Annotated in this window: 6 protein-coding genes, 3 tRNA genes and 3 pseudogenes; all 12 read left to right on the top strand. The window is 36.8% G+C overall.

The features are described 5' to 3' along the window. Positions 1–7 precede the first annotated feature (7 nt). The 12 genes and pseudogenes from L950_RS05650 to L950_RS05605 all read left to right on the top strand — a co-directional run bounded on the left by L950_RS05650 (position 8) and on the right by L950_RS05605 (position 12,143). On the top strand, positions 8–1,855 hold the full coding sequence (locus L950_RS05650) for a RagB/SusD family nutrient uptake outer membrane protein (protein ID WP_021191948.1): 1,848 nt from the start codon (positions 8–10) through the stop codon (positions 1,853–1,855). Between the two features lie 203 nt (positions 1,856–2,058). Then, complete coding sequence (locus tag L950_RS05645; protein WP_021191947.1) at positions 2,059–3,879, top strand: PQQ-binding-like beta-propeller repeat protein; 1,821 nt, start codon at positions 2,059–2,061, stop codon at positions 3,877–3,879. Between the two features lie 20 nt (positions 3,880–3,899). Continuing rightward, positions 3,900–5,207 carry a glycoside hydrolase family 9 protein gene (locus tag L950_RS32090; protein ID WP_231576903.1) on the top strand — a complete coding sequence of 436 codons (1,308 nt, stop codon included), beginning with the start codon at positions 3,900–3,902 and terminating at the stop codon, positions 5,205–5,207. A 38-nt stretch (positions 5,208–5,245) separates the two neighbouring features. Further along, positions 5,246–5,728, top strand: coding sequence for a glycoside hydrolase family 9 protein (locus L950_RS32085; protein ID WP_231576902.1), 483 nt, complete (start codon positions 5,246–5,248; stop codon positions 5,726–5,728). A gap of 38 nt (positions 5,729–5,766) precedes the next feature. Beyond that, positions 5,767–6,363 (top strand): polysaccharide deacetylase family protein, encoded by a 597-nt coding sequence (locus L950_RS32080; RefSeq protein ID WP_231576901.1) that lies wholly within the window; start codon positions 5,767–5,769, stop codon positions 6,361–6,363. Between the two features lie 84 nt (positions 6,364–6,447). Further along, on the top strand, positions 6,448–7,260 hold the full coding sequence (murQ, locus tag L950_RS05635; RefSeq protein WP_021191946.1) for an N-acetylmuramic acid 6-phosphate etherase: 813 nt from the start codon (positions 6,448–6,450) through the stop codon (positions 7,258–7,260). A 30-nt stretch (positions 7,261–7,290) separates the two neighbouring features. Beyond that, positions 7,291–8,780: pseudogene (locus L950_RS05630) on the top strand (sodium:solute symporter). A gap of 68 nt (positions 8,781–8,848) precedes the next feature. Then, positions 8,849–9,661 (top strand): annotated as a pseudogene (locus L950_RS05625) (purine-nucleoside phosphorylase). A gap of 28 nt (positions 9,662–9,689) precedes the next feature. Next, positions 9,690–11,675: pseudogene (locus L950_RS05620) on the top strand (putative porin). Positions 11,676–11,858: 183 nt separating this feature from the next. Beyond that, a tRNA-Val gene (locus L950_RS05615) sits at positions 11,859–11,933 on the top strand. Between the two features lie 30 nt (positions 11,934–11,963). Then, positions 11,964–12,038, top strand: a tRNA-Val gene (locus tag L950_RS05610). Between the two features lie 30 nt (positions 12,039–12,068). Beyond that, a tRNA-Val gene (locus L950_RS05605) sits at positions 12,069–12,143 on the top strand. Positions 12,144–12,234: the final 91 nt, after the last annotated feature.

Raw genomic sequence — 12,234 nt, 5'->3', positions numbered from 1 at the left:
TAGGAAAATGAAATTAAATAAACATATTATAGCAGTTTTACTGTCAACGGTAGGTTTAGTTTCTTGTAATAAGGACTTACTAGATCGTTCAGAAACAACTAAAGTGAATGATGCTGAATTTTGGAGAAATCAAAGCGATGTAAGATTGTATGCCAACGATTTTTATACAAACTTTTTTGTAGGATATAACTCTGGTTTTGGTGTAGCATTTGCTCCATTGAGAGGATATAATTGGGCGGATGATTTTACCTCAGAAGGATCTCAGGCTAGTTTTGAATCGACAGTTCCTACTACGCGTGGTTCTTCTTCGGCTACGACTGAAATGTTGACGCAATATTCAGGTCCTTCTTGGAATTTTTATTGGGTACGGAAAGCAAATATCATGTTGAACCGGATCGAGAATAAAGCAAAACCTAATTTATCGCAAGAAGAATATAATCACTGGACTGCTGTTGCAAAATTTTTCAGAGCTTACGAATATTCTCGTTTAGTAGGTGTATTTGGTGATGTTCCTTACTTTGATGCGGAAGTTGATCCAAGAGACTTTGATACGATGTATAAAGCGCGTACTCCAAGAACGGAAGTGATGGATAAAGTGTATGAAGACTGTAAGTTTGTTCTTGAAAATATGCGTATTGATGATGGTAAAGGTTATGTTGGGCGCTATACAGCTGCAGCTCTGATTTCAAATTGGATGCTATTTGAAGGTACCTGGGAGCATTATCATAATGTGGATAAAACGAGAGCGAAAAAGTTTTTAGAATTAGCGGTTGAGGCTTCTCAATATGTGATGAATTCAGGTAAATATACCTTTGGAAGTGATTTTAAAAGTTTATTTGCTTCTGAAGATCTAACTGGTAATCCGGAAGTGATTTTCTTTAGAGCTTATAATGATGCGGTGAAAGTTACGCATGCAATCGGTTCGTACAGCAATGGATATGAAGGTCAAGATAAAGCGTCAAATTTGAGCTTGCTGAAATCTTTTATCTGTAATGATGGTAAAGTGTGGCAAAATTCAACAGCAGCTAAAGCTAATGATTTTTCATTAAAGGCGTTGGCAGCATCTAGAGATCCAAGATTTGAAGCGACTTTTATGGATACGGTCAATACTGCCGCTGTAACTTTAGCTTATGTTCATAAATTTTCGAGTAGGGACGCATTGACTTACATCGGTAAAACTTATCCAGCGAAATGGACAAGTAATACAAATACAAATGATGCTCCTGTGGCCCGTTTGGCAGAAGTGGTCTTGAATTGGATTGAAGCTAAACAGGTATTGGCTGAAAATTATGGGGGTACTGCTGTGAGTCAAACAGACTTGGATAAATCAATCAATGCAATAAGAAATCGACCATTAGATTCAGATGCAGTGAGAAAAGGTGTTAAGAAAACAGCGCCATTATTATTGTCTGCGATTCCAAATGATCCTTCTAAAGATGGTGATGTGTCGCCTTTGATGTGGGAAATCAGAAGGGAACGTCGCATGGAGTTCGTATATGAGGGCGCTCGTTTGAATGATATCAGACGTTGGAAAAAATTGAATTATATGAATTTTAATAAACCAGATTATATGTCTGGTCCTTGGATTAATGCATTGAAAGATTTACCTAAAAATGCTGCTGGTACTAATTTAGCAGATTCATATAAAAATAAGCTGAAAGTTATGAAGGCTGATGGTACTATAGTGACATTTACAGGTGCAAATGCAAGTGATATGATAGGTTATTATGTTGTCGCCAACTTTACAAATAGAGTCGCTTTCACAGAACGATCATATATGTCACCTGTTGGACTTAATCAAGTGCAACAATATGTAGACAGAGGATATACTTTAACACAAACAGCAGGCTGGTAATCTTCGGCTACTGGGTTATTAGAGCCACTTAATTTAAGTGGCTCTTTTTATTTGGTCCCATTGACCATTTTACAAAAGTATTTGTTTGCGTTATTATTTTTTATTATTGCACAAACATGCATGTTTGTGCATTTTTTTAAGTATATTTACGTTAATAACTGATTCCTATCATGATAAAAAGAACCTATACGATTATTTGCATAATGATTTTTGCCTTCAATTTCTTGCATGCGCAAACTTTCAAATTTGCCCATGTAACAGATACGCATGTTGGCGGTGCAACTGGAGAAGAAGATTTACGCCGAACAGTAAAAGATCTGAATACATTAAAGGATATTGATTTTGTTATTTTATCAGGTGATATTACAGAATTTGGTGCGGATCATGAATTGAAATTGGCCAAGCAGATACTGGATAGTTTGTCATTGCCATGGTATATAATACCTGGAAATCATGATGGTAACTGGTCTGAAAATGGGGCCAATACTTTTCGTAGTGTGTTTGGAGGTGAAACCTTCTTCTTTAAATATAAAGGATTTATGTTTTTGGGAACAAACTCTGGTCCTAACATGCGGATGAGTCCCGGTCAGATTCCGAGGGAAAACCTAGTGTGGATGGATTCTGTGTTTAGTGCTAATCCTGATCGTAGTGTCCCTCTCATATATATCAATCACTATCCGCAGGATTCTTCTTTAAATAATTGGTTTGAAGCGTTGGATCGTGTGAAATCTAGAAATGTACAATTGGCTTTTTGCGGACATGGTCATATAAATAAAGTGTACGACTGGGAGGGTATACCTGGGATCATGGGGAGGTCAAATTTGCGCGCGAAGAATGAATATGGTGGTTATAATATTGTGACGATTGACCAGGGTAAGGCTACTTATCAAGAACGTACAGTTGATGGAACTTACTTGGATCCTTGGGCAGTGATCGCGTTAGAAAATCATCATTTTGAACTAGATAAAAAGAAATATCCGAGACCAAATTACGCTGTTAATGAAAAATTCGCCTCTAAAGTTGCTGTGGATTGGGTTTTTCAAGATGAGAGTGATATCGGTTCTGGAATGGCACTTTATAAGGATTTGATCATTGCCGCAAATACTTCAGGTGATGTTTTTGCTTTGGATAATAATACGGGACAGAAAAAATGGTCATTTAAAACTGGTGGTAAAGTTTATTCAACACCAGCTGCATGGAAGGGTGTTGTCGTTGTCGGTTCTTCAGATCATTATATCTATGGGTTGGATGCAGAAAGTGGACTGTTAAAATGGAAAATTAAAACAGGAAAAGCTGTTTTGGGATCACCTTTGATTCAGAGTGGCACGGCATACATCGGCGGTTCGGATGGAGTTTTTAGAGCATTGGATGTACTGACTGGAAAGGAAAAGTGGAATTTTAAGGACGTAAAGGGGTATGTTTCTACGCTCCCAACTTATTATCAAAATCTAATTATTTTTGGTTCTTGGGGTAATGGTTTTTATGCCTTAAATGCGCAGTCAGGTAAATTAGAGTGGGAGTGGAATAATGGTCATGCTAATCGGATGTTTTCAGCTGCTGCTTGTTATCCCGTTGCGGTGAATAATGCCATTTATGTGGTAGCTCCAGATCGATTTATGACAGCTTTAAATGCGAAAAATGGAAAGGTTATCTGGAGAGAGAAGAAGGATACGATACGAGTTAGAGAGTCAATGGGTTTATCAACTGATCATAAATATGTATATGTGAAAACAATGGATGGTGATTTACTTGGTATTTCCACCAAAGCTGATAAAATGGAAGTCTCATGGAAATCAGATTTGAAACTTCCTTATGAACTAACCCCGTCAGCGATCAGCGCTAACAATAAAATTGTTTTTGTACCAAGTCATTCAGGTTTGCTGTCAGCTGTTAATGCCTCATCAGGAGCTGTATTGTGGCAATATAAAATATCAAATGGTATGGTCAATCCGCCGTTGATTATGGGTAATAAAGGGTTAGTTTGCAGTACAATGGACGGTAAAATTGTTAAACTAAAATTTTAACTTTATAAAAGTTCTAAATTATGAAATTAACTACGCAAAACTTATTACATTTACAGCGAGTTTTTATGCTTGTTTTTGCATGTTTTGTTTTTAACTTTGCGAAAGCGCAAGAACAGGCATGGATAAGAGTGAACCAATTAGGGTATACACCTGCAGGAATTAAAGTTGCGGTATTTGGAGCAAAGGAAAAGGCTGATTATACTCGGTTTGAACTGATTGATGCGAAAACACAGAAAAGTGTATTTTCGAATATAATCGGTAAAGATTTTGGAACTTATGGACCATTTGTGCAAAGCTTTAGGTTTGATTTTTCAGCATATCGCGATACGGGTTCTTATTATTTAAGAGTTGGAAAAGTGAAATCACCAGTTTTTAAAATTGGAAAGGATGTCTATAAAGGAGCTGCCGATTTTGCACTTCGTTATATGCGGCAACAAAGAACGCTTTTTAACCCGTTTCTAAAAGATAGCTGTCATACACACGACGGTTTTATATTACATGCTAATAAGGTAGGTATTGCAGATAGCTCACGTATTGATGCAGGAGGAGGCTGGCATGATGCTTCCGATTATTTGCAATATTCAACGACTTCGGCAAATGCTACTTATCATTTGTTAGCTGCTTATAGAGATTTTCCAAAAGTATTTGGTGATCAAAAGCAGGCAAATGGATTGGATGGTCAGAATGGTCGCGCTGATGTGCTGGACGAAGCAAAATGGGGATTGGATTGGTTGCTAAAGATGCATCCTGCTCCAAACTTAATGTTTAACCAGATTGCAGATGACCGTGATCATACAAATATGAGAATGCCTGGTGAAGATCCTTTTTATGGAAGAGGTTTTGAAAGACCGGTGTATTTTATAAATGGCGAACCGCAGCAACGTGGTAAGTTTATGAATAATACAACAGGTACAAGTTCAACGGCAGCCAAGTTTTCGAGCGCTTTCCATCTGGGTAGTTCTTTGTTTCGAAATGATGATATTAAATATGCTAAAACTTTGGCTAAAAAAGCCAAAACAGCATATAACTTTGCATTAATAAAACCTGGGGTAACACAAACAGTATCAGTGAAGTCTCCTTATATTTATGCCGAGGATAATTGGGTTGATGATATGGAGCTGGCCGGAGCAATGTTTTATGGGGCAACAAATAAGAAGCGGTTTTTAAATGAATCGATAGCTTATGCGCGACAGGAAAAAATTACGCCATGGATGGAAACAGATACCGCAGCACATTACCAATGGTATCCATTTATTAATTTAGGGCATTATGAACTGGGAAAACTGTTAAAAGGCAATGATTCGCGAGGAGATTGTCTCATATTATAAGTCTGGAATAGCGTCGGTCTTTGAACGAGCAAAAACAAATGCCTTTTATAGGGGGTGTTCCTTTTATTTGGTGCAGTAATAATTTAACTGTATCGTTCGCTATTCAATGTTTATGGTATAAAGAATTGACACAGGATACACAATACGATGAATTGGCACAAGCAAATATAGATTGGATCTTTGGTACAAATCCTTGGGGCACAAGCATGGTTTATGGTCTGCCTTCGTGGGGAGATACACCTGTTAATCCGCATTCTGCATTTACTCATTTAAAGAATTTTCCAATTGATGGTGGGTTGGTTGATGGTCCCATAATGACTTCGACATATCGTAATCTGATCGGAATTAAATTGCTGAATGAGGATCCGTATGCCGCATTTCAAAGTGATCTTGTTGTTTATCATGACGATTATGGTGACTACAGTACAAATGAACCTACAATGGATGGTACTGCTTCATTGATCTATTTGTTAGCTTCTCAAGAACAAAAGGCATTAGAGGAGCCTCAAATAAAAAAGTAGTTAAAGATTCTTTTGGAGCTATCGTGAGAGGAGATAGCTTGCAAAAGCAACTAGCGCTGGTTTTTACAGGGCATGATTTAGCTGATGGTGGATTGACGGTGCTAAAAATATTGAAAGAAAAGGATGTAAAGGGTTCTTTCTTTCTAACAGGAGACTTTTTGAGAACATCGAAATTTCGTTCTGTTGTAAAGGAGATTAAAAGGAATAAACATTATCTTTCTGCTCACTCTGATAAACATTTATTGTTTAGTGATTGGGACAATAGACAAGGTTTATTAGTAACAAAGGATTCATTTATCCAAGATTTGGAGATAAATTTCAGGGAATTAGAAAAATTAGGTTTTCGAACCGATAACAAATATTTTATTCCTTCGTATGAATGGTACAATCAGGAGATTGTCGCGTGGAGTGAGGAAATGGGATATGTGCCCATTAATTATACTCCTGGATTACGAACTGCCGCCGATTATAGTTATCCTGAAATGGGTAAACGATATTTATCTTCTGATGATATTGAAATGGGGCTATGGGAACAAAATAAAAAGCTAAACGGATTAAATGGATTTATCATACTCATACATATGGGCACAGACTCACGTCGAAAAGATAAATTTTATCACCGCTTAGGTAAATGATAGATAAGTTAAAGAAAGAGGAATATCAATTTGTCGATATTCGTGTGTTATTACAATAGAATAAAGGATAATATAGAAGATAGGATGATAAATACAACCGAAAAAGAATCGCATTACCAGGATTTAGAAAAAATGACTGTTTTGGAGTTGTTGACGAATATTAATAACGAAGATAAGACCGTTCCGATGGCTGTTGAAAAAGCTATTCCGCAGATAGAGGCGTTGGTTAATGAGTGTGTAGCTAAGATGAAAAATGGAGGACGTGTTTTTTATATCGGTGCTGGTACAAGTGGACGATTAGGTGTTTTGGATGCATCAGAATGTCCTCCAACTTATGGTGTTCCATTTGATTGGATTATCGGAATGATTGCAGGAGGAGATACGGCTATCCGAAAAGCAGTTGAATTTGCTGAAGATGATACAGAACAAGCCTGGAAGGATTTGACTGAATATAGTATTAATAAAACGGATGTTGTTATCGGTATTGCCGCGTCAGGAACGACTCCTTATGTAGTTGGAGGTTTACAAGCCGCTAATGCCGCGGGATTAGTAACAGGCTGTATCGTTTGCAATAGTGGTTCACCTATAGCAAGAGAGGCGCAATTGCCTGTGGAAGTAGTGGTTGGACCTGAGTTCGTGACAGGTTCTACACGTATGAAAGCAGGGACTGCTCAAAAATTAGTACTGAATATGCTAAGTACCTCCATTATGATCCAATTGGGGCGTGTGCAGGGAAATAAAATGGTTGATATGCAATTATCTAATCATAAATTAATGGCTCGCGGGGTTCGTATTATTATGGATGAAACGAATGCAACGGAAGCTGAAGCAACAGAATTATTGGAAAAATTTGGTCATGTGCGCCAGGCAATAGAGGCATATCAAGAAACACACTAAACACTAAATCACCTATTATAAAACAAACTTATGTCACCAATAATTTTATTATCATTTTTGGTGGTCTACTTTGCTGTTTTACTTGCCGTAGCGCATTTTACTTCAAAGGGATCATCAGACAACTCCACTTTTTTTGTGGCTAATCGCAATTCGAAATGGTATATGGTTGCCTTTGGAATGATTGGTACTGCATTGTCAGGAGTGACTTTCATTTCAGTACCGGGAGCAGTTGGTGCTTCAGAATTTAGCTACTTTCAGTTTGTGCTGGGAAATGCCGTTGGTTTTATTATCATCGCGTATGTCTTGTTACCGCTATATTATAGGATGAACCTAACGTCTATTTACACCTATTTAGAAGAACGTTTTGGTCATACAACTTATAAAACAGGAGCAGCTATCTTTTTAATTTCAAGAACGATCGGTTCTGCCTTTCGTCTTTATTTGGTTGCTATTGTATTGCAACATTTTATTTTTGATGCTTGGAATATTCCTTTTGTAGTTACAGTTGTAATCTGTCTGTTGTTAATTTGGCTTTATACAAATAAAGGCGGGTTGAAGACAATAATTGTAACGGATACGCTGCAAACAACATTTTTGATAACAGCGGTTATTCTTTCCATCTACTTTATGGCTAAAGGACTAAATTTTGGAATTGTTGATACTTTCGAAGCAGTTAAAGAAAGTAGCTATTCTAAAATATTCTTTTGGGATGATTTTGTTGGTAGCAAAGCTAATTTTTGGAAACAATTTCTAGGGGGGATTTTTGTAACCATTGCCATGACAGGATTAGACCAGGATCTGATGCAGAAGAACCTCTCCATGGGAACAATCAAAGAGGCTCAAAAGAATATGATTACTTTTACCAGTGTATTTGTGGTGATCAATATTTTCTTTTTAGCAGTTGGAGCACTGCTCTATATCTATGCAGAGAAAAATGGAATTGATATCAGTCAGCTCGCTACTCGTGATTATTTATATCCTGAAATTGCTTTAAATCATTTGGCTATTCTTCCGGCAATAATTTTTATGATGGGATTGACGGCAGCTACATTTGCAACTACTGACTCAGCATTAACTGCTTTGACGACTTCGTATTGTATTGATTTCCTAAATTTTAATAAAAAAGAGAATCCAAATGATCCAGTATTGGTTAAGCAACGTAATTATGTACATTTTGGCTTTTCTATTGTTATGTTATTGGTGATTTTAGTATTCAAATTAATTAATGATGATTCGGTCGTAAACGCAATCTTTACAGCTGCAAGTTACACATATGGTCCATTGTTGGGACTGTTTGTTGTAGGTATTGCTACAAAATACGCAGTTAAAGACAAACTAGTGCCTTTCATTTGTGTAATATCACCAGCTATTTTGTATATTTTGAAACTTATGTAATAGAAGTTTATACGCCGTATGTAATCGGTTTAGACTTGATCATTATCAATGGTTTTATAACATTCTTACTGTTGATTTTAACTTCTCCGGGTAAAGCCTCCGATAGAGCGCTTTCACATAATTAAAAAAAGTTAAGTGATTTGTACGTGCAAAAAATTAAGTTAAGTTTGATTAAATTAGTTTTTTTGCACGTATGTATCAATTGATAGAAGAAACCGCTGGATTTATCCGCAAGAAAATAGGCGATTTTCAGCCTGAATTTGGAATAATACTAGGTACTGGATTGGGTAAGTTGGTCGATGAGATCGACGTCCAGTATTCATTGATGTATTCCAATATCCCCAACTTTCCCATTTCTACAGTTGAATTTCATTCCGGTAAATTGATATTCGGTATGCTGAATGGTCGTAGGGTTGTAGCGATGCAGGGTAGACTTCATTATTATGAAGGCTACAATATGAAAGAAATTACATTTCCAATCCGTATCATGAAAGTCTTGGGCATTCAGAAGCTCTTTGTTTCAAATGCCTCAGGATCTTTAAACCCTAATATTCTTAAAGGTGATTTGGGTATCATTTCCGATCACATTAATTTGTTGCCAGATAATCCGCTACGTGGTTCAAACTTAGCCGCATTCGGTCCACGTTTTCCTGATATGAGTCAACCCTATAACCGTGAAATGGTAAAGCAAGGTTTAGACATTGCTGTCCACAAAGAAATTAGGGCACATGAGGTTGTATATGTAGCTGCCCCAGGACAAATTTGGAAACTAAAGCCGAGTATCGTTACATGAGATTGATTGGCGGTGATATTGTGGGGATGAGTACTGTGCCTGAAGTTATTGTCGCTAATCATATGGATATACCTGTTTTTGCGATCTCTGTGATTACTGATGAGGTTTCATGATCATCTGCAACCTGTTTCTTTGCAGGACATCGTAGATATAGCTGCAAAAGCTGAACCAAAGATGACGTTAATTTTGAAAGAATTAATAGCTTTGCAATAGTTTTTAAACAATACTAGTTCAAATATTAATGAAGGTGACCCTGCGCTTATTAGCGATTTTTTGTTGTATTCTTGGTTTTGTAAATCAAGTTCAAGCACAAAGTAATGATGAATGGAGTAGTGCTTTAGATTCTGCTCGGGCAAAAGAAGATGCGAAACAGGATTCTGTTATTTTGTCTGCTAAATATATTCGATATACAACATTGGATATGATGAAAAAAGGAACCTACACCGTTCAAATAGATACATCACATCGTAATTTTCAGTATTACAATAAACAGAATTTACCATGGAATCCCAGTATCAATTTAGGTTCCTATGGTTTGGCAACGCGTGACCTATTATTTCAACCTAGTAAAACGATAGGTTTTCAAAGTGGATTTCACAGTTTGGAGCGTACCTTGTACAGACCGGATTCTATTCAATATTTTAGGGCACGTGCCAGATTTTCGGAACTTTATGCTGTAGGATTTTTCTTTGATGATCAAGTATTTCGTGCAAGACTTGCACAAAATATAAATCCAAGACTTAATATAGGTGGAGAATTTCATGCAACAAGAGCAGATGGATATTATACCAATCAGAAGTATTCCGATATCAAATCGGCTTTATTTGCTTGGTACGAGTCCGAAAATCACCGCTATAATTTGTTGACAAATTTAGTGTTTAATAAACTTGATGCTTCAGAGAATGGTTCGATTTTGTCAGATAATATATTCAAAGATAAGGAAAAGCAATCATCCGATCGTTACCCCGTAAGATTACAGGGGCAAGGAGACAATAGACCTCGAAATGAATGGCGTGATAATTCATTTTTCATTCGTCAATCGATGTTTCTAGGTCATCTTGATACCGTTGATGCAGGTAAGCCTACAATGCAGATTTACCCTACAAATAGCGTTGCACATAACAGTTCTGTACGGATTCAGAAATATAATTTTTTTAAAAATGAAACCGATGCTAATGGTGCTTTCCCATATGGTTCTTCCAGATTAACGCAGGATACAACGGAAATTACTTCTATTTCAAATGAATTTGAATATAGCTTTTACTTGAGGGGGAAATCTATTTTTAAATGAAGCGAAATTAAATGTTGCTTTTCAACATGATATGTATTGGTATTCAGATAGTGGTATCAATAACAGATTTATCAAAATGGTATGCTAAAGGGGGAGCTGGGGTATAAGTTCTCAGATCGAGTCAATCTGACAGGTAAAGTCAATCAGATAGTGATGGGTCATAATTTTGGTGATTATCTTTATGAAGCAAAAGCCGACTTTTTATTAAGTTCTAATGTTGGTAAAATTACGCTTTCGGCTTATTCGCAGAATAAATCACCAGAAATGGTGTTTAATCGAATGAATTATACGTACCATCAATGGGAGCGGGATCTTAATAAAACAAAAACACAAAATCTAGCTTTTCAGTATAGCAATCCAAAAATTGGGTTCAATGGAAAGGTTGAATACTTTTTAATGGATAACTATCTTTACTTTAAAGAGATTGATAATCCGAAAAATGATCCACGCCTGGCTAAATTAATTGAACCGGCGCAATTGGGATCTGTTAATCTATTAAAGGTTTCAGTAGGACAAAAGTTCAAGTTTAGTAAATTTACCTTGGATAACTTAATTGTATATCAAAAAACAGATCAACAGGAAACACTTGCAACTCCTGAAATATATACCTGGCATAGTTTGTATTACAGCAATGTGCTTTATAAAGTGGTTGATTTCAACATTGGAGTTGATGCACGTTTCAACACTCCGTTTACAACACCATCTTATTCAATTAATGCAAGTCAGTTTTATAATGATAATGCAGGGATTAAATTTTCGACTTATCCTATATTTGATGCGTGGGCTACAGCAAACATACAACGCGTGACACTTTTTATCAGTTGTAATTTTGTAAACCAATATTTGGGCATGCCAAAAGGCTATTATACTGTTCGTCGTTATCCGATGAATGATGCGAATATAAGATTTGGTGTTTCTTGGAAATTCTATGACTAAAAATATTGAAAATTATATGCGTGGCTTCTAGTGGATTGCGTTTTTAAGCGTAAAACTTTTGAAATAATTTTGAGAGTCGAAATTTTGCAGTACATTTGCATACGCAATTAGGGAAAGGTATTATATACCAAGAACTAAAGCGGAGAATTAGCTCAGCTAATTTATTGAAAGTCTGAAAAAAATGGAGAATTAGCTCAGCTGGTTCAGAGCATCTGCCTTACAAGCAGAGGGTCACTGGTTCGAACCCAGTATTCTCCACGCAAACAGAAGTGTTTCAAAATACTTAACGGAGAATTAGCTCAGCTGGTTCAGAGCATCTGCCTTACAAGCAGAGGGTCACTGGTTCGAACCCAGTATTCTCCACACAAACAGAAGTGTTTCAAAATACTTAACGGAGAATTAGCTCAGCTGGTTCAGAGCATCTGCCTTACAAGCAGAGGGTCACTGGTTCGAACCCAGTATTCTCCACGACAAACAGAAGTGTTCAAAATACTTAACGGAGAATTAGCTCAGCTGGTTCAGAGCATCTGCCTTACAAGCAGAGGGTCACTGGATCGAC

The sequence above is a fragment of the Sphingobacterium sp. IITKGP-BTPF85 genome, from assembly GCF_001006065.1.
GTDB classification, from domain to species: domain Bacteria; phylum Bacteroidota; class Bacteroidia; order Sphingobacteriales; family Sphingobacteriaceae; genus Sphingobacterium; species Sphingobacterium anhuiense.
Note: the sequence above shows the minus strand (reverse complement) of the source record. Positions and strands in the feature narration are given on the sequence as shown.